At 61.8% G+C, this 18,028-nt stretch carries 15 protein-coding genes; 7 read left to right on the top strand and 8 right to left on the bottom strand.

The window, feature by feature from the left end:
- The first annotated feature begins 6 nt into the window (after nucleotides 1–6).
- From ACIGJE_RS31820 to ACIGJE_RS31805, 4 genes are all read left to right on the top strand, one after another.
- The gene (locus tag ACIGJE_RS31820; protein ID WP_311937252.1) at nucleotides 7–636 is read left to right on the top strand and encodes a hypothetical protein; all 630 of its coding nucleotides are present in this window, start codon (nucleotides 7–9) and stop codon (nucleotides 634–636) included.
- 106 nt (nucleotides 637–742) lie between these two features.
- Nucleotides 743–1,597, top strand: a complete 855-nt coding sequence (locus ACIGJE_RS31815) for a cytochrome b/b6 domain-containing protein (protein ID WP_483680609.1) — start codon at nucleotides 743–745, stop codon at nucleotides 1,595–1,597.
- Entirely contained in the window at nucleotides 1,594–2,370 is a 777-nt protein-coding gene (locus tag ACIGJE_RS31810) for a molybdopterin-binding protein (protein WP_415080841.1), read from the top strand. Before ACIGJE_RS31815 ends, ACIGJE_RS31810 begins: the two co-directional genes overlap by 4 nt.
- Nucleotides 2,371–2,578: 208 nt before the next feature.
- Nucleotides 2,579–3,154: a DUF308 domain-containing protein gene (locus tag ACIGJE_RS31805; RefSeq protein WP_311937244.1), complete on the top strand. Its 576-nt coding sequence runs from the start codon at nucleotides 2,579–2,581 to the stop codon at nucleotides 3,152–3,154.
- Nucleotides 3,155–3,592: 438 nt separating this feature from the next.
- On the opposite strand, the gene ACIGJE_RS31800 is transcribed toward ACIGJE_RS31805, so the two are convergent.
- The 7 genes from ACIGJE_RS31800 to ACIGJE_RS31770 form a co-directional block, all read right to left on the bottom strand.
- On the bottom strand, nucleotides 3,593–4,342 hold the full coding sequence (locus tag ACIGJE_RS31800; RefSeq protein ID WP_415080843.1) for an SDR family oxidoreductase: 750 nt from the start codon (nucleotides 4,340–4,342) through the stop codon (nucleotides 3,593–3,595).
- Nucleotides 4,343–4,502: 160 nt separating this feature from the next.
- Nucleotides 4,503–5,429 (bottom strand): helix-turn-helix domain-containing protein, encoded by a 927-nt coding sequence (locus ACIGJE_RS31795; protein ID WP_394311620.1) that lies wholly within the window; start codon nucleotides 5,427–5,429, stop codon nucleotides 4,503–4,505.
- Between the two features lie 460 nt (nucleotides 5,430–5,889).
- On the bottom strand, nucleotides 5,890–6,582 hold the full coding sequence (locus ACIGJE_RS31790; protein WP_415080846.1) for an aspartate/glutamate racemase family protein: 693 nt from the start codon (nucleotides 6,580–6,582) through the stop codon (nucleotides 5,890–5,892).
- Between the two features lie 800 nt (nucleotides 6,583–7,382).
- Nucleotides 7,383–8,417 carry an ABC transporter permease gene (locus ACIGJE_RS31785; RefSeq protein ID WP_415080848.1) on the bottom strand — a complete coding sequence of 345 codons (1,035 nt, stop codon included), beginning with the start codon at nucleotides 8,415–8,417 and terminating at the stop codon, nucleotides 7,383–7,385.
- Between the two features lie 11 nt (nucleotides 8,418–8,428).
- Nucleotides 8,429–9,415, bottom strand: a complete 987-nt coding sequence (locus ACIGJE_RS31780) for an ABC transporter permease (RefSeq protein WP_311937231.1) — start codon at nucleotides 9,413–9,415, stop codon at nucleotides 8,429–8,431.
- Between the two features lie 7 nt (nucleotides 9,416–9,422).
- Nucleotides 9,423–10,919, bottom strand: a complete 1,497-nt coding sequence (locus ACIGJE_RS31775) for a sugar ABC transporter ATP-binding protein (protein ID WP_415080850.1) — start codon at nucleotides 10,917–10,919, stop codon at nucleotides 9,423–9,425.
- Between the two features lie 105 nt (nucleotides 10,920–11,024).
- A complete protein-coding gene (locus ACIGJE_RS31770) occupies nucleotides 11,025–12,029 on the bottom strand; it encodes a substrate-binding domain-containing protein (protein WP_415080852.1) in 1,005 nt (334 codons plus the stop codon).
- Nucleotides 12,030–12,226: 197 nt separating this feature from the next.
- On the opposite strand from ACIGJE_RS31770, the gene ACIGJE_RS31765 reads away from it, so the two are divergent.
- The 3 genes from ACIGJE_RS31765 (at nucleotide 12,227) to ACIGJE_RS31755 (ending at nucleotide 16,435) form a co-directional block, all read left to right on the top strand.
- Nucleotides 12,227–13,120 carry a MurR/RpiR family transcriptional regulator gene (locus ACIGJE_RS31765; protein ID WP_311937225.1) on the top strand — a complete coding sequence of 298 codons (894 nt, stop codon included), beginning with the start codon at nucleotides 12,227–12,229 and terminating at the stop codon, nucleotides 13,118–13,120.
- An 11-nt stretch (nucleotides 13,121–13,131) separates the two neighbouring features.
- A complete protein-coding gene (locus ACIGJE_RS31760; protein WP_415080855.1) occupies nucleotides 13,132–14,808 on the top strand; it encodes an alcohol dehydrogenase catalytic domain-containing protein in 1,677 nt (558 codons plus the stop codon).
- Nucleotides 14,809–14,896: 88 nt separating this feature from the next.
- Complete coding sequence (locus ACIGJE_RS31755) at nucleotides 14,897–16,435, top strand: FGGY-family carbohydrate kinase (RefSeq protein WP_415080857.1); 1,539 nt, start codon at nucleotides 14,897–14,899, stop codon at nucleotides 16,433–16,435.
- A 393-nt stretch (nucleotides 16,436–16,828) separates the two neighbouring features.
- On the opposite strand, the gene ACIGJE_RS31750 is transcribed toward ACIGJE_RS31755, so the two are convergent.
- Nucleotides 16,829–18,025, bottom strand: coding sequence for a low temperature requirement protein A (locus tag ACIGJE_RS31750; protein ID WP_415080859.1), 1,197 nt, complete (start codon nucleotides 18,023–18,025; stop codon nucleotides 16,829–16,831).
- Nucleotides 18,026–18,028 lie beyond the last annotated feature (3 nt).

Here is an 18,028-nt window from a genome sequence, read left to right as displayed (position 1 = left end):
TATTCAATGATCAAGAACTTTTTCCCGGCGCTCGCCCTTGGCCTGTCGGCTCTCTCCTCGGCGGCTGTGCTGGCATCGCCCGTGCATGCCGAAGATAAGAAGGCAGGGCAGATCCATGTCCGGGGCAGCATCCTCAATTACAGTGGGTCTATCCTCAAGGTAAAGACCCGCGAAGGAGAGACACTCGATGTGGCCCTTGCTGATGGCTGGAAAGTATCCAGCGTGGCGAATGCAAAGGTAACCGACATCAAGCCTGGCGATTTCGTCGGTATTGCATCGCTGCCCAAGAAGGGCGGTGGTGACGGCGCGCTGGAGGTGCTCATCTTCCCGCCAGCACTCAAAGGCACAGGAGAGGGCAGCTACGGCTGGGACCTCAAGCCCAACAGCAGCATGACCAATGCTACCGTGGCGGATGCGGTCAAAGGTGTCGATGGCCGGACGGTCACGGTGTCCTATCATGGCAAGGAAAAGAAGATTTCCATTCCGGACGGCACGCCGATCGTGACCTTTGCGCCGGCGACCGCGGACGATCTTGTTCCCGGCGCTGTCGTCTTCGTACCTGCCGAGAAGGCTGGAACCGGCACTATCGCCCATCAGGTTCTTGTCGGAAAGAATGGCGTAGTTCCGCCCATGTGAAGCGCCTCGCCGCCGATCGATCCGGTCACTCCGCCGGTTCGATCGGCGCGCCTGAAAATGCCGCCTGACCCGAGACCCATGAATGCCAAGAACCGAGGGCGTCTTCATGAACGGAAATGCCAGCAATGATAACGCCCGATATCGGCGAACGGTATTCATCCGCCGTCACTCCCTCAGCACGAGGCTCACGCATTGGCTGAACGCGCTGTGCCTGAGTTTCCTCCTCTTGAGTGGACTTCAGATCTTCAACGCTCATCCCGAATTGTACTGGGGCCATTATGGGGGAGACGGGGATCGTGCCGTCCTGACCATCGGTTCGGAGGGCGAGGGCGCCCAGACACGCGGTTTTTTGCGTGTCGCCGGCATGCAGTTTGCGACGACCGGGGTTCTGGGGGTGTCGGACGTGGAAGGCGAGCCGATATCGCGGGCTTTCCCGCCATGGGCCACGATACCTTCGTTTCAGGATCTGGCGGCTGGAAGGCGCTGGCATTTCTTCTTTGCCTGGCTGTTTCTCCTCAACGGCATCTTTTACCTCGGCTTCAGTGTCTTGAGCGGCCACTTCAGGCGAGATCTGGCACCGACGACGCGAGAACTTTCACCGCGCCATCTGTGGCACGAAGTCCTTGATCACGCCCGCCTTCGCTTCCCCGAGGGCGAAGACGCAAGACGGTATAACGCGCTGCAGAAGCTCACCTATCTCGCCGTGATTGTCGTTCTGCTGCCCCTGATGGTCCTTACCGGCCTGACCATGTCGCCCGGCATCGACGCAGCTTTTCCCGCGCTGGTCGACTTCTTTGGCGGGCGCCAATCCGCCCGAACCATCCACTTCATCACGGCATCTCTTCTGGTGCTGTTCGTCATCGTCCACATCGTGATGGTCGCGCTGTCGGGCGCTTGGAACAATCTTCGCTCGATGATCACTGGCCGCTACGCCATTCACGAAAAGAGTCCCAAATCATGAACCAACTTCTCACCCGTCGCCGGTTCCTGATTGGCAGCATGCTTGGAGCCAGTGTCCTGGCTCTTCCCGGCTGTGACGCGTTGGAGCAAAATGCCGATATTGGTGCCGTCCTGCGTTCAGCGGAGAAGCTGACGATGAAGGCTCAGCGGCTGCTTCAGGGGCATGATGCCTTGGCCCGTGAATTTGCCGAGAGCGATATTTCGCCCTCTTTCCGCGTCAATGGCACCAATGCTCCCGACAGCGACGAATATGTGGAACTGGCGGAGGGTAAGTTCCAGGGCTGGAGACTGAAGATAGGCGGCTTGGTGGAGCGACCCCAGGAGATATCGCTCGCGGACCTCAAAAAGCTCCCGGCGCGCACTCAGATCACCCGCCATGACTGCGTCGAGGGTTGGAGCGCCATCGGCAAGTGGACGGGTGTTCCGCTCCTGAGCCTCCTGCGCTTGGCCGGCCTGAAGCCCACGGCGCGCTACGTGGTCTTCCATTGTGCCGACGAGCTCGAGAAGACGCTCGATGGAAGTGGCCGGTACTATGAGAGCATCGATCTCATCGACGCGTTTCACCCGCAGACCATCCTTGCCTATCAAATGAATGGGCAGGACCTGAGCATAGGCCATGGCGCCCCGCTGCGCCTGAGGGTCGAACGCCAATTGGGTTACAAGCAGGCGAAATACATCATGCGCATCGAACTCGTCGACAGCTTTGCCGGCCTATGGGGCGGAAACGGCGGCTATTGGGAGGATCGAGGATACGAGTGGTACGCGGGGATCTAATCCATGCGCGCTCCGAGTCCGGCGAATGTTCTCTTCGCTTCGGTGCGACCCATGTGCGTTGCCGGCAAATGAGCCCTCGAGATCAGAAATGAGAGCAGCGATAGGGCGCGGGGACCAGCCTCCCCGATCAAACCGATCGACAGGGCATTTCAGCACGCTGACATCGACCAACAAACCAACCTTTTTCAACACTTCATAGGAAATTATCATGCCTACCGATCAAAAGAGCTTAGCGGCGAGCGACAAAGACCATTGGTTGAAGCGATATTATTTCGCCCGAGCCGTGTTTTCTGGAATCTGGGTTGCAGCGGCATTGACCGCCGGTCGTCATTCTTTTCCCGTCGCGGCGGCCCTGCTCATCCTATATCCGGCCTGGGACGCAGCGGCCAACTTCGTCGACGCAGCACGAAACGGCGGCTTGGCAAATAACCGGAGCCAAGCGATCAACGTGGCCGTCAGTTCGGTGATGATCGCTGTCGTGATTATTGCGCTCACGATGAGCATGAATTGGGTTCTCGGCGTCTTTGGTCTCTGGGCTATCTTTTCGGGTCTCCTGCAACTGGGCACGGCGCTTCGCCGCTGGAAGACGCGTGGTGGCCAGTGGGCCATGATCCTGAGTGGCGGCCAGTCTGCCGTGGCAGGTGCCTTCTTCATCGCTCAGGCGCGAATGCCGGAACTGCCGTCGATTGCCGACATTGCAGGATATGCGGGCCTCGGCGCTTTCTATTTCCTGGTTTCCGCTCTATGGCTCAGCTTCAGCGAGATGCGTCGTGCAAGAGCATAGTGCGGCCTGTCGCCCGACTATTGTGGGCGATACGAGCTCCGGACGCAAAATCGCGGCTCCGACCGGGCGATCAGTTCAGATCAGCGCCGATTAGCGTCCTGTCAGTGCACCGGGAGAGGCCGCAGGCGGAGCACGGCGATGCCTGAGCATCTCGCGACGAAATCAGGTCGCCGTGCGCCAGTCGATCGGCGCGGAGCGTCTGTCGTCAGCCCCATCCTATCATCCGATGGTCATTTCGGTAGACAGTCGGCGTTGCCTCCAAATGAGGTGAACGACTATGATAGGCAATCGACAGAAATGCATGTTGTTGACCTTGCCCTGGCCTCGATCGCCGAGTGATGCCGGATGCGCAGGCCGAGCCTCGCGCATCTTCCTTTTCTTGCTCGTGACGGTTGGCGTGAATGCTGTCGGGGTGACCGGCGATCGTCGGCAAGGCGCCTACCAGCCCTGCTCGATTGGCAGAACGAAGAGTTCCGCAACGTTGACATGGGCCGGTGCCTGGGCCGCAAACAGAATGGTCTCGGCGACGTCTTCGCCCTGCAGGAAGGTCATCTGCTTGGCAAGATCCTCCATCTGCTGGCGGTAGCCGGCGTCTGTGATCTGGTCATAGAGCTCGGTGGCGACGGCGCCGGGCTGGATGCAGGTGACGCGAATATTGTGCTTTTGCCCGACCTCCATGCGCAGGCCATCGGAGAAGGCGGTCACCGCGTGCTTGGTGGCGCAATAGACGGAGAGCCCCTTGAAGACCTTGCGGCCGGCGATCGAGGACGTATTGAAGATGTGCCCAGAATGCTGCTCGATCATCTGCGGCAGCACCGCCGCCGTCGTATTGAGCAGGCCCCCGACATTGACCTCGACCATGCGGTGCCATTCGGCGGTCTTGAACTGGTCGATATCGGAGAGCGGCATCAGTCCTGCATTGTTGAAGAGAATGTCGATCGAACCGTAGGCTTCGACCAGCATCTTGACGCCGGCCTCGACGGAGGCCGGATCGACCACGTCCATCGGGATGACGAGAGCTTCGCCGCCCTCCTTGGCGATGTCGGCTTTCAGCGCTTCGAGGCTATCGGTCCGCCTGGCGGCGATGCCGACCTTGACACCCGCACCTGCGAGCTTGAGGGCCGTTGCCGCGCCAATACCGCTCGATGCGCCGGTGATCAGGGCGACCTTTCCACTGAGGTTGGTCATGACGTGTCTCCTTGTTGACTTCGAACCCGATCCGGGGAGCGGAAGGGCGTTCGCTTTTCGGCAAGGAGGAATCTAGAAAACCTTGGTCTTTCTCTCTCCCGGCCCCTTGCGGAGGCTGTCGGGATCTTGCTCGTTTCTGACTTCTGACGAGCTTGGCGCCTCAGCCGCGACGGTAGTCGCTTGGCGACAGGCCCGTTTCACGACGGAAGATCTGCGCGAAATGGCTGGGACTGGAGTAGCCGACGGCCATGCCGATCTCGAGGATGCTGGAGTCGGTTTCCTGCAGCAATTGCTGCGCCTTGGCCACTCGCTGGCGAATGACGTAGAGCGAGGGAGAAAGGCCTGTCGCCCTCTTGAAAAGCCGACTGAAATGGAACTCGCTCATTCCCACCTCATGTGCCAGGCCGTTGAGATCAAATGGTTGATCGAGCCGGGCTGTCATCAAGGCAGTCGCCCGTCGCAGTTTCGAGCCAGGCAGGGCGTTTCTGACGCGCCTATCGGTATCTGCAACCGCATAATGGCGGACCAGATGCACAGCCAGGCCCTGGGCCAGGCCTTCAACAAACAGCGAGCTTGCTTTTTCTGCCATCGCCAGTTCGCCATGAAGGAGGCTCAGGATATGCGAGAGCGTGGTGTCGCTGCCCCCGGAGACGTCCTTCACGGTGACGTCACTGCAGGCTTTTCCGAGAATCCCTCGCACGACCCTCTCGAAGAGTGGGACCGAGAGATAGAGGTGCATCACCTGAAAGGGTTGATCGCCATCGGCCTGCCATTGCAGTTCATAGGGAGTGGGTGACCTCGTCAGGAAGAAATCGCCCACGCTCACGCGACTCGTGGCCCATTCACCGCCAAGATCCCGTTCTGCGACGGTGGCGCTGCCCGACACGACCCAAACGATCAGTGGCTCGGCGACGGCAGGAACGAGGAAAGAGTGTTGCGTGCGATTGCGCGAGAAGACCTGCACGAAAACGTCTTTCCATGCCGGTCCGTCGCCGGTGATCAACCTGATACCGCTGATGTGGTTTTCGAGCCCGATTGGAGAGGTGCGCTCAGGGGGCGGAGCGGCTACGTCCTTCAAAGTCAACATCGTCTCCGTTTTGTTGGGTATCGGATGCGGTCGCAAGCGCCGTGGGCTCATCGCATGTGTTGAAGGCTTCCCTTCCGCTCGTCGAGCGGCCATCCACCTGCTTCTTCCTGGTGCCAATGCCGGGAACACGGGAACGCTTCCTCCGGTAGTCGAGCTCGGATATCTCGCTATAAAAAACTCAAGCTCACAACGCAGCTTCGCATCAGGAATGGCGCGATCGAAAATCAGACCGCCAGGCGCGAAGGCCGATCGTGTTGCAATGCGATTTTAGAGCCGGTCACGGGACCGGTATGTCCCGATATCCAGAACACGATCGAGCTTGTCGATGAGAAGCGCAAGGTCCTGACCTCTCAAAGCACTACAGCATCGGACTTGATTTCGGAATCGAGTCCGATGCTGTAGGTTATTGTTGTCGCATCGCTTTTTATGAAAACCGGCGTCCACTTTTCGGTGCGATGCTCTAGCCAGCCAAAGCCATGTCGATGGCAGCCTCGCAATGGATCAGCGTGGTATCGAAGACGGGGGCGGAGACGTTACTCTCGTTGAGCAACATGCCGACTTCCGTGCAGCCGAGAATCAAGCAATCGGCGCCGTTCACAATTAAACGCTCTGCGATCGCCTCATAGATCGAACGGCTCTCCTCTGTCGTCATGTCCTTGCAAAGTTCATCGTAGATGATGCGATGCACCTCGGCGCGGTCGGCGTCAGGGGGAATAACAGGTTGGAGCGCGGCCGCCTTGAGGCGATCAGTGTAGAAAGTCTGCTCCATGGTGAAGGCGGTCGCCATCAGGCCAGGCTTGGTGAGGCCGGATTTGACGATCCGATTTGCGGTCGCATCCGCGATGTGAATCAAGGGGATGTTCACGCCGCTCATCATCTGGTCAGCCAGTTTGTGCATCGTATTTGTCGCCAGGACGAGAATATCCGCGCCGCCGCGTTCCAGTGCTTGCGCCTCGACGTTCAATCGGCGCCCAGCTTGATCCCATTGACCGTTGACTTGCAGCGTCTCGATCTCTGCGAAGTCGAGCGATCGGATCAAGAGTTGCGGAGAGTGCAAACCACCAAGGCGTTGCCGTGTGATCTCGCAGAGCCTGCGATAGTAGATCTGCGTCGATGCGGCAGACATTCCTCCCAATATGCCAATGATCTTCATGTGTTTTCCGAAAAAATCCGATTTATTACGAAATTCCATATATAATTTAGATATTTATACAAAATTCTTCAATCATATCTCATCTCAAGACCGCCCCATGGGAACATATTATTGTTTCTGAGCCGTTTGCGCGCGGCTGTATCGGGCTTCCAAAGGCTTCGTGTCTTGAAGCGCGGTTTCCTGCGGTGGCACGCTTGTTCAACCACCACGCAGCAACCGATTTCAGGAAGCAAGCCAGGCATGGCTACGCGGCGGATCACCTATGGAAATTGCACTACAGCACGAAACCACCTGTTTCCAGCCCGTGATGCCAGGTCCGGTAAACATCGATAGGCTAAGGGGAAACACGATGTAGGAGCAAATCCTGCCCGAGGCAATCACCGCGACGCGCAAGCCCCGTCCGGCGCAGGATTTATTGCGTTGAGGCCAGGCCTTGCCGCCGCTCCGGCCCAGCCAGCCCAGGATGGTGCCCAGGTCGCCGCGCAGCGTTGCATGGAGACCGCTCCATCAAGGGTTGGCTGTCGCCACCTGTCCCCGTGGCGCAGACGATCTCCGCCACATCCTGCAGGGCCGTAAACGTGACAAACAGCCTCCGAAAAGCAGATCGTCCATCCTTGCCAGGTGGTTTGCCCCCAGCCTCAACTCGGCTGTCGAAGCTTATAGTTGGGACGCACATAGGCGAGGGCGAAGCCAGCCTTGCCGTTGCATATTCAAATTGGCGCTTCGAGGTGCCCGCCGGTACGGCGGGTCGATGGCGCTGGAGTGCCGATGACCCCGGGGGGCTTGCTCTGACACAGGCGCTATCGCCCTGCCTTAAGGGATCTCGTGCCGAATATGGTCGCCCATGAGAGCCGCTGCTTTCGCAGGAGCATGATGGCATCGATCACCACCACGATCACGAGGACGAGACCGATCACCGAGCTTTGCCATTCGGAGGGGACCTCGAAGAGATTGAAGGCATTCGTCATCAGGCTGATGAAGCCCACACCCAGCATGGCCCCGATCAACGAGCCCTTGCCGCCGGCAATGCTGCCGCCCCCCACGAGGCAGGCGATGATGATGTTCATCTCCAGCCCGACGCCGAGATAGCGATTGGCCATGCCGATGCGGGCCGTGACCAGCACGCCGGCCAGCGATGCCATCAAGCCGGAAAAGACGAAGACGCCGATGCGCAGACGGGTGGCGTTGATGCCGATCATGCCGGCCGCTTCGGGATTGCCGCCGAGGAAATAGAGCCGCCGCCCAAGTATGGTACGGCGCAGGATGAACTCGCCGGCAATCACCAGCCCCAGCGCGAAGATGAACATGCCGTAGATCCCGAAAACCTGGCCGTTACCGAGCAAGGTGAAGGCGGCCGGAAATTCGGTGAAGCCGCCGAGGCCGGTACCGATCAGCATGACCTCGACCAGCCCGCGAACCATGTACATCATGCCGAGCGTGGCGATCAGGTGGTTGATCCTGAAGACCGCGACCAGAACGCCGTTGGCAAGCCCGATCACGGCACCGACCGCGAGGCCGCAGACGATGGCTCCGGCCATGCCGAAGCCGGCCGACAGCGCATAGGCCGTAACGATGCCGGACAGGCCCATGACCGCCCCGACCGACAGGTCGAACAGGCCGGTGATGAACAGCACCATCATGCCGATGGCGATGATCATGTTCGGTGCAAGGCTGGTCTGCAGCGAGTCGAGATTGTTGGCATTGAGGAAGGCCGGTGCGCCGAAGGCCAGCAGCAGCACGAGTGCGGCGACCACGCCCAGCGTGATCGCCTCCTGCTCCAGTCGCCAGCGCTTCAGCAAGGGCATCGTCTTGGGGGTGGCGGAACGGGTGGCCATTTCTGTCTCCCTCAGACGCGATGACGGTTGAGAAGCGTGTCGATCGCGACGGTGGCGATCAGCAGGGCTCCCACGACGAATTGCTGGAAGACGGGTTCGATGTCGTACATCGCCATGCCGTTGATGATCACGGCGAGCAGGAAGAGGCCGAGCACCGATGCGGCAGCGTTGCCGCGCCCGCCATAGAGGCTGGCGCCGCCGAGGACCGCCGCAGTGATCATGCTGAATTCGAGCCCGACCCCCATGTTGGAATCGGCATGGGTGATACGCGAGGCGGTGTAGATGCCGGCGATACCGGCCATCAGGCTCGATGCCACGAAGGCGAGCACCTTGATGCGGCCCGTGCGGATGCCGTAGATCGTCGCCGATTGCAGGTTTTCGCCGATGTAGCACATCTGCCGGAACAGCACGCTACGCCATTGGAAGAGCAGGGCGGCAATCACCAGGACGATCATGGCGATGATGGTGAGGTTGACGCCGAAGAAGGCTTGGCGGGCCAGGCTGCGAAATTCGCGCGGGAAGATGTTGCCGCGCAGCGTGGTGGTCATCACGCCGACGATGCCGCGCACGATCAGCATGGTGCCGATGGTCAGCATCAAGGAATTGATGCGAAAACGCACGACCAGGAAGCCGTTGACCAGGCCGACCAGGGCGGCGGCACCCAGGGCGAGTGCGATGGCGAGCGGCAGCGAGAGGCCCTGCAACAGGAGATAACCCGATAGGACGCCGGAAAGGGCGTAGACCGCGCCGACGGAAAGATCGATCTCGCGCAGCACCATCACATAGGTGAAGGCGAGCACGACCAGCGCCTCGATCGAGACGGCGAAGGCAAGCGAATAAAGATTGCTCGCCGTCAGGAAATTCTCACGCGTGATGGCGAGAAAGGCGCAGAGCGCGAGGGTGATCACCAGGAGCGGGATCGTCCCGAGGCGGGCGCGCCGGCGGGCAGGGGTCGAGGGCGCAGCCGCGGCAAGCGGAGCTGTCTCTTGCTGGCTCATCCGATCCTCACTTGTTGCCGGCGGCCAGGGCCATGACCTGCTCTTCGGTCATCGCCGTGCCGGTGAGCCAGCCCGCGACCCTGCGTGCGCGCATCACCAGGATGCGGTCGGCGAGAAGCAGGATCTCGGGCAGCTCGGATGAAAACACCAGGAGGCTGCGCCCCTCGTCGGCCAGGCCGGTCAGCGCCCTGTACACATCCACCTTGGCGCCGACATCGATGCCGCGCGTGGGCTCGTTGACGATCATGATGGTGGGATCGCAGGACAGGCAGGCGCTCAGCATCACCTTCTGCTGATTGCCGCCGGAGAGCTCCCGGGGCGGGACATTGGTGCCGGCGACGCGGATGGCGAAACGCCTGATCGCTTCGCCGGCCCGCGCCACCAGGCTCCTTTCGTTCAGAAAGCCCAGACGCGCGAAACGGCGCAATACCGGTGCCGAAACATTGTCGGCAATGCTGCGCTGCATGAAGAGGCCGGCATCCTTGCGGTTGGCGTTGAGATAGGAGACACCCGCCGCCATCATGCGGCGGGGTTCGAGCGAGGCGACGGCCTTGCCGGAAATTTCCATCTGCCCGCCCTCGATAGGATCGAGGCCGAAGAGGGAGCGCGAGAGCTCCGCCGTGCCGGAGCCCTCGAGGCCGTAGACGCCGACGATCTCGCCGCGGCGCAGCGACAGGGAGACGTCCTCGAAACCATCCTGCCGCCTTGCCCCCTCGACCTTGAAGACGATTGGCTCCTCGCTTGCCCTGGCCGGGCGGTCGCGGTGATGCACTTCTGCCAGCTTGCGGCCCACCATGCGGTTGACGAGATCGCTTTCCTGCAGACCCTGGTTGTCGAGCGTCTCCACCACGGCGCCATCGCGTAGGACGGTGATGCGGTCGGAGATGCGCATGACGTCGCCGAGACGGTGGGAGACGAACAGGATCGTCTGTCCCTTGGTCCGGAGCCTGGCGAGCAGGTTCAGGAGGATGCCTGAATCATGCGCGTTGAGGCCGGAGGTCGGCTCGTCGAGGATGACGATCTTGCGCTCGACATTCACGGCCCGCAGGATCTCGATGATCTGGCGCTGGCTGGGCGTGAGCTCCAGCACGCGGGTGCGTGGATCGATGTCGAGCTCGAACATCGCCAGGAGTTCAGCCGTGCGCCGATTCATTCCGGTGACGTCCACGAGACCGCCGCGCAGCGGCGGGCTGTCGACGAAGATATTCTCGGCCACCGTCATGTTTTCGAAGACGGCGAGTTCCTGGTGCACCATGGCAATGCCGTGCCTGGCGGCATTCGAGGGCAGGAACTCGGTGACGGTCTCGCCATCGATGATTACCGTGCCGGTCGTCGGGGTGACGTCGCCTTTGATGATCTTGAGAGTGGTGCTCTTGCCGGCACCGTTCTCGCCGAGGAGCGTGTGAATCTCGCCCCGTCGCACGGAGAAGCTGATGCCGCCGAGGGCCTTCACCGCACCGAACGACTTGGTGACATCCTTCAGCGAGAGGACGATGTCCGCCATGGCTGGCATTCCTGACTTGATGATCCGAAGCGGTCTTCGCGAAGGGCCTTCGCCCGCAGACGCACGCTCTGCAGGCGAAGGAGCGGGATCCTGCGAAGCCCGGGCCTATTTGAACTTCGGCATGTTGGCGGCCAGGAAGTACTGGATGTTGTCCTTATCGATCACCTGCGTTCCCATGTAGATATATTGCGGGAAGGGGATGACGCCGGCTGCCTTGTTGTCGCTGGAGATCGGCACGGTGGCGAGGCCGACCTTCTCGTCGTTGTAGGCTTCGAGCAGTTGGATCGCCATATAGGCCTGCAGTGCCGTCTTGTTGACGATGGTGGCATCGATGTCGCCGCTCTGGACGCATTCCAGGACCGGCGCCTCGCGGTCATGCACGATGACGGTGAGAGGCTTGATGTCCTTGTCGAGCTCCTCGGCCGCCAGGCAGATACCGGTCCCGGACGAGGAATCCAACCCGATGACGCCGGTCATGTCCTTATAGGTGTTGAACATGGTCTTGGCGGCGTCGATCGCGGTCTCGGTGGTCGCTTTGTCGTCGACGCGGCCGAGCAGCTCCCATTGCGAATTGGCCTTGAGGTAGTCCATCAGGCCCTTGAACTTGGCGTCCGTGTTGGAGGCTCCCCAATTGCCGGAGACCACCAGCTTGCCTGTCTTGCCCGCCCGCTTGATCAATTCCTTGGCCGTGTCCACGCCGGCCTCGTAATTGTCCAGGCCCACGAAGGTCAGGGCGCCGCTGTCGGGCGTTACCGCCTCGATCACCACCACCGGGATGCCCTGGCTCATGGCACGCTTGATCGCTGGCACGGCGCCAGGCTCCCACAGCGTGGTCACGATGCCGTCCGGCTTCTTGGCGATGGCCTGTTCTACCGCTTCGGCATGCGCCACCGGATCCCAGCTCTGCGGGCCGAGCGTGACGATGTTCACGCCGAATTTCTTGGCGGCATAGTCCATGCCAAGTAGAGAATCGAGAAGATAGGGGTGCCCCTGCAATTGGGAGGCGTAGTAATACGTCCTCTTATGCTCCTGAGCTGCGCTCTGGCCACTGAAAGTGGCGGCTGACAAGGCAAAGGCCGCTGCAGCCAGGCAGGAATATAGTCTTTTCACGAGCTTTCTCCCTCACAATTTCTTGCCGCTTCCCACTTTGCGGGGAAGTTCGATAGGCCGAAACGCTAGCATCGGCGGACCTGGGTGTCTAGAAGGAAATTTCCTTGCAAGATACAAAGAAAGAAAGTTACTTTCATAAGCGAGGGCTCCGAATGATGCTAAGCAGAGCGCCCGACGAACGGTTTTGGGAGTGACCTGTGCAGGGACCGCAAACGGAGATTACGCGACGCATCAACGCTCTGCGCGGCGGGCTCAATCCAACCCTGAGGCGCATCGCCGATTTCGTGCTCGACAAGACGGCCGATGCCAAGGCCATGAGCATCAAGGAACTGGCCGAGGAAGCCGGTGTCTCCCAGTCGTCCGTCAGCCGTTTCGTGCGCTTGGTCGGTGCCGATTCCTATCAGGAGTTCCGCATCATGCTGGCCGAAGGGCTGACGCGCAAAGCGGCCCGGGGCAGGGCGGCCGAGCACGAAGTTTATGAAGGCATCGCGCCGGGGGACGATGCCGCCGCGATCATCGCCAAGGTATCGCGCCGCCAGGCCGAGATCATCACCGGCGCCACGATGACGCTGGATCCCGCCGAATTGCGGAAGGCGGCGCTCCTGGTTTCAGAACACCACACCATCGTGTTCTTCGCGGTCGGATCCTCGCTCCTTGCCGCGGAGAATGGCGTCATGCGTTTCCTGCGCATCGGCAAGGCCTGCATCTTCAACCGCGATGCCAATATCCAGATGTTCTCGGTGGCGGGCCTGGCCGGGCGCGCCGTCGCCATCGGCATCAGTGACAGCGGCCGCACCAAGAGTACGGTCGAAGCGCTGCGCGAGGCGAAGGCCCTGGGCATGCCCACCATCGCCATCACCTCTGCCGGCGGTTCGCCTCTCGCCAAGCAGGCCGACGCCGTGCTGACCCTGCCAGGCGCCGCACCCGAACCGACGGGTGGCGAAGGCATGTATGAATCGATGGTCTCCAAGATGGCGCAGCTCACCGCCATGGATGCGCTCTACGCGCTGGTGGCCCTCCAGGATCACGACAAGGCCCTCGAGCGCCTCGATTACACCGATGGCGTCATCGCCAGAAGCCGATTGAAATAAGCGAGTATCCCATGCGCCGTACTGCCCTTTCCCAGAATGCCGTGCCCTCCGGCCTGCCGGCTCTCAACCGGAGCTGGCCCTTTGCCGGTGGCGGCATCCGCGATATCGGTATGGATGGGCGCTATGTCGATGAACCGCAGGCACCGGCCGGGCCGGACGAGGTGATTGCCCGCATTGATGCCGTCTGCATCTGCTCGTCGGACATCAAGATCATCCGCATGGGCAAGGCTCACCCCCTGTTTGCCGATCGCGACCTTGCCGACAGCCCTGCCGTGCTCGGCCACGAGATGGCGCTGACGATCGTCGATGCCGGGGCCAATTGGCGCGATCGGTTCCGGCCGGGGGACAGGCTCGGCCTGCAGCCGGCCATCATGGTCGAGGGCAGGCGCCGCACCGTCGGCATGGACCTGCCGGGTGCCTTCGCCGAATATATCCGTCTCGACGCGCGCGTGCTGGCAGGCGAAGGCCCCTATGTCTTCCCGGTGCCGGCCGATGTCAGTGCCGCCACCATCGCCATGCTGGAGCCCTATGCCTGCGTGGAGGCGGCCTATCGCCCCAATTGCCGCACGAGCCTGAAATCCGGCGGCCGCCTGCTGGTGGTGGAGGCGGTGCCGGGAACGCGCTTCGATCGACCGGCGCCGGACGGCGAGGTCGTTCTGGTCGGCGCCGGTGAGGCTGCGCGTGCCTGGGCGGGCGGCGCAGCTTCGGTGGCATGGCATGAGAGCCTGGATGCCTTTGCAGCCTCGGAAGCTGGACAGGCGAGCTATGACGACATCATCCTCGCCGGCCGCCTCGACGCGGAGGCGACAGCCCGGCTGGCGAACTGCCTTGCCAAGGGCGGCCTGATGGTCCTGGTCGGCTCAGAGTTGGGGCACGAGAGCGTCATCCTCGATGCCGCGCGCATCCACTATCACGAGCTCTCTTTTCTGGGCTCTCCCGGCCCCTCGCTGTCGGAAGCCTTCCTGCCCGCGCGCACGCGCTTCGAACTGCGCGCGGGCGGCATAGCCCTTGTGCTGGGTGCGGGTGGCGCCATGGGCCGTATCCACACGCATCGCGCCCTGGAGCTGAAGGATGGGCCGGCGACCGTCATCGCCACCTCGCGCAAGGGCGCCCGCCTCAAGGCGCTGGAGGATGACTTCGCCCCGCTCGCCCGGCAGCATGGCAAGACGCTGGTGGTGATCGAGGACGGCGAGGTCGAAGCCTGCGTCGCTCGCCTGGCCCCCGAAGGCTGCGACGACGTGGTGGTGGTTGCACCGGAGGTCGCGGTGATCGAGCGCGGCGCCCGCCTGATGCGGGCCGATGGCATGCTCGTGCTGTTCGCCGGCATGCCTTTCGGCCAGCCTTGCGCTCTGCCGCTCGGGCTGGTCTCCAGCGCCAATGCACGCATCACCGGCTCTACCGGTTGCACGGTCGCGGACCAGCTTGCCGTCCTCGATCGCGTGGTGGAAGGTTCGCTTGAACTCTCGGGCAATCTGGAGGCGGTGGCGGGGCTCGGTGCCCTGCCGGATGCGCTCGAGGCGGTCAATGCCGGCAAGGTCTCGGGCAAGATCGCCATCTATCCCGCCTTGCTCGACCTGCCGGTAACGCCGGTGCGTGACCTGCGCCAGGACGACCAGCCGGTCCGCTGGTCGCTGGAGGACGAAAAACGCCTCTTCGACGGTGGCATATCCAGCGCTTCGCAAGGCTGAGCCGATACGACTATCCACCGGCGCGAACGGGCCGGTGGCGCGACAATGGCGGGATGAAACTGCCAGGGCCAATTCAGGGAGAGACGCCATGGCAAAGGCCGTGATCGGCATCGATATCGGCACGACCGGCACCAAGACCGGCATCTACGACGAGACCGGAAAGCTGCTGGGCTCGGCTTTCGAAGAGTCGGTCCTGATCTATCCCAAGCCAGGATGGGTGGAGCAGCAGCCCGACGATATCGAAGGCTCCGTCCATCGAACCATTCGCGCGGCGATGGAAGCTGGTGGGGTGAACCCCTCCGATGTCGTGGCGATCGCCCTCGATGGCCAGATGGGCGGCGTATGCACCGTCGACGACGACTGGAATGCCCCGACGCATTACGATTCCTGGCTCGACAATCGTTGTGCCGCCTATCTGCCCCGGTTGAAGAAGCGCGGCATGGAGATCCTGCAGGCCTCCGGCTGCACACCCTGCTATAATCACGGGCCGAAGATCCTCTATTGGAAACACGAGTTCCCCGAGGCCTGGGAACGCATCCGCGCCTTCGTGCAGCCTGCTGCCTATGTCGCCGGGCGCCTGGCTGGTCTCAAGGGCAAGGATGCCTTCATCGACAGGACCTATCTCAACTTCTCGACTTTCGCCGACACGGCCAACTGTCGATGGAATGAGGATCTGCTCGCCGATTTCGGCCTCGACACGGCCAAGCTTCCCCGCATCGTCGAGCCTTGGGAAGTGGTGGGCAGGCTGACGCATGCGGCAGCCGAGGCAACCGGTCTCATGCAGGGGACGCCGATTGCGGCCGGATGCGGCGATCAGGCTGCGAATGTGCTCGGGGGCGGCATCGTCGATCCCGGCATGATCTACGATGCTTCCGGCACGGCCTCGGTGTTCTCGATCGTGCTCGATAGCTTTGCCACCGATACCACCCATCAGGCCCTGATGACCTGTCCCCACGTCGTACCCGGGCTCTACTACGCCATGGCCTATGTCGCCGGCGGCGGGCTCAATCTGCGCTGGTTCCGCGATGCCATCTGCGACGCGGAGAAGCCGCAATGGGAGAATGAGGGGCGCAACCCCTATGACGAACTTGGCCGCCTGGCCGAGTCCGCGCCGCCCGGTGCGGACAAGCTGATCTTCCTGCCGCATCTCGGGGGGCGCAATACGCCCAACAATACGGATATGCGTGGCGCCTTCGTCGGCCTGACCTGGCGTCACGGAAAGGCGCACATGGTCCGTTCGATCATGGAAAGCATCGGCTATGAATATCTGCTCTATCTGCGCTCGGTGAAGGCGCTCGCTCCCGATCTCGTGCCGACGCGTGTCACGAGTATTGGCGGAGGAGCCCGCAGCCAGACCTTTCGGCAGATCAAGGCCGACATCCTGGGCCTGGATTACGGGCGTCTCGATCGCGACGAGTTCGGAACGCTCGGCAGTGCCATCGTAGCCGGCAAGGCGGTCGGCTTGTTCAGCGACATGGCCGATACAGCCCGCCGGTTCGTAAGGGAAGAGGGGGAACCGACCCGTCCAGACCCTGGGCGGACGGAACTTTATCGAAGCTATGCGAAGTTCTATGCCGACATGCTGGACGAGTCTGCCGGCTTTTTCGGCAGGCTTTCGGCGATATGACCCGCGGTTGGTGGATCGGCCCAGATGCTCCAGGTGCTCCAGGCATGGAAGCCGCGGAGTTGGATGCGCAGGCAGCGGCACATCGCCTGCCTTGGTGATCTGCGCGCTGCGCCCCGCTTGAAATCGTCGCTGAAATGTCCAGGTGCCAGCATGGCCTCCTTGCCTCAAAATGAGGGAAGAAGTCATCCACAGACCTATAGCATCGGACTCGATTTCTAAATCGAGTCCGATGCTATAGGTCATTGTTTTCGCGTCGCTTTTTTTGAAAACCGGCGTCCCCTTTTCGGCACGATGCTCTAGATCCTTCGGTCGCCTTTCGCAGGTCGTTGCTCGCTACCGCGCGATGACGGCAAGTTTGTGCTTCCCATGGAATATTCATCCGTCGAGGCCGATTCAGTCATGTCCTTCGGTCTTCTTGGCATTGCGGGGGCCAAGGCGTTGCCGGCAGACGACTGCCAGCACAAGGAGCGCGGCGATGACTTCCGCCGGGTGGGGAGCGAGTGCGGCGCTCGCCAGGATCAGGGCGGCTGAGACGACAAGAAGCCATTGCGTGGCGCCATGATGGATTGCGCGGTCACGCACCAGCCAAAGCGACCCGAGGTAGAGCGCAATCGGAATGGCGATGGCGAAGGAAGCGATTTGCGCAGGAACCTCGACGCGTTTGGTAGCGAGAGCCAGGAAGACTGCAAAACCTGCCGCTGTCGCAGCGCCGGCCGCGAAGAGCACGTAGTGGCCATAGGCCCAGACCAGGACGGAGCCGAGGTTGCGGCGAAGCAACTGCTCCTTTCGGTCGAAATAGAGGCCCCACATGGAAAATGCGATGACGGAGCACAGGCCGGCCAGCCAGAAATGTCCGAGGTCCGGCGTCCCGGAATCCGCGATGATTTTCGCAACCGCGGCGAAGCATTCGCCGAGAACGATGATATTGAACATATTGTAGCGATCGACGATGTGACCGTGGTGCCAACTGGTGGTGGTCTGCCGCTCCGCGAACGCCGGCACCGCCAGCTCGCCAAGAACACCCAGCACGAACAAAAGCGGATATATGGAGCCCTGCGGAGGAAGGATGACGATCACCATCACCCAATAGAGCTGCATCGTGCCGATCCCCACTGCATAGCGCAGGGCCATCGAGCGGGCTGTTCGATCGCCATTGGCGGCCCCCAGCCATAATATGATCATGCCGACCCGCATGATGACAAAGCCGGCGAGTGCAAGCCAGATCGGCTGATCGCTGTAGGTGATCTGGATCCCGGCGGCCAGCACCAGCGATCCGAACATGATGATCATCGTCAGGACGCGAAACGCGGTCGACTTGTTGTCATAGGCCGAAGCGAACCACGTGTAATTGGCCCAGGCCAGCCAGGCCATGAAGAAGCTGCCCGCAAACCGGACGGCGCCCGCGGCAATATGGCCGCTGCCGACTTCCTGCGCCAGGCCGTGGGCCGCGGCAGCAACCGCCACGGCGGTCGCCAGGTCGAACATCAGTTCCAGTGAGGTCGAGCTGCGGTTCGCCTCGTGTTGATCGCGCGGGGTGAGCCGAAAGATCATCGCCGGAAATGCCAAGGGCGGCCCGATGAGACGGCCCATTGT

The organism is Labrys sp. E2SS-1L (genome assembly GCF_057073705.1).
Note: the sequence above shows the minus strand (reverse complement) of the source record. Positions and strands in the feature narration are given on the sequence as shown.